We start from the raw sequence: 1155 nt of genomic DNA, 5'->3' as shown, positions 1-1155 counted from the left end.
GAAAACTAACCATTGATGAAAACGAGTAAGGCGGGACACGTGACATCCTGTTTGAATATGGGGGGACCATCCTCCAAGGCTAAATACTCCTGACTGACCGATAGTGAACCAGTACCGTGAGGGAAAGGCGAAAAGAACCCCTGTGAGGGGAGTGAAATAGAACCTGAAACCGTATACGTACAAGCAGTGGGAGCGGTTCTTGAGACCGTGACTGCGTACCTTTTGTATAATGGGTCAGCGACTTACATTTTGTAGCGAGGTTAAGCGAATAGCGGAGCCGTAGGGAAACCGAGTGTTAACTGCGCGTTTAGTTGCAAGGTGTAGACCCGAAACCCGGTGATCTAGCCATGGGCAGGTTGAAGGTTGAGTAACATCAACTGGAGGACCGAACCGACTTATGTTGAAAAATGAGCGGATGACTTGTGGCTGGGGGTGAAAGGCCAATCAAACCGGGAGATATCTGGTTCTCCTCGAAAGCTATTTAGGTAGCGCCTCGTACGAACACCATTGGGGGTAGAGCACTGTTAAGGCTAGGGGGTCATCCCGACTTACCAACCCTTTGCAAACTCCGAATACCAATGAGTGCTATACGGGAGACAGACGGCGGGTGCTAACGTCCGTCGTCAAAAGGGAAACAACCCAGACCGTCAGCTAAGGTCCCAAAGTGTATGTTAAGTGGGAAACGATGTGGGAAGGCTTAGACAGCTAGGATGTTGGCTTAGAAGCAGCCATCATTTAAAGAAAGCGTAATAGCTCACTAGTCGAGTCGGCCTGCGCGGAAGATGTAACGGGGCTAAACATACCACCGAAGCTACGGGTGCATTTCATTAGAGATGCGCGGTAGAGGAGCGTTCTGTAAGCGGTTGAAGGTGAAGGGGTAACCCACACTGGACGTATCAGAAGTGCGAATGCTGACATGAGTAACGATAAAGGGAGTGAAAAACTCCCTCGCCGAAAGACCAAGGGTTCCTGTCCAACGTTAATCGGGGCAGGGTGAGTCGACCCCTAAGGTGAGGCCGAAAGGCGTAATCGATGGGAAACAGATTAATATTTCTGTACTTCTGCTAACTGCGATGGAGAGACGGAGAAGGCTAGGCTAGCGCGGCGTTGGTAGTCCGCGTTTAAGGTGGTAGGCTGATTTCTTAGGCAAATCCG

1 rRNA gene is annotated in these 1155 nt (G+C 50.5%); it reads left to right on the top strand.

The features are described from left to right. A 23S ribosomal RNA gene (locus IEY48_RS20260) occupies nt 1–1155 on the top strand; the annotation flags it as partial.

Source organism: Shewanella saliphila (genome assembly GCF_014648295.1).
GTDB lineage: Bacteria > Pseudomonadota > Gammaproteobacteria > Enterobacterales > Shewanellaceae > Shewanella > Shewanella saliphila.
This window is presented reverse-complemented; position numbering and strand designations above follow the sequence as displayed.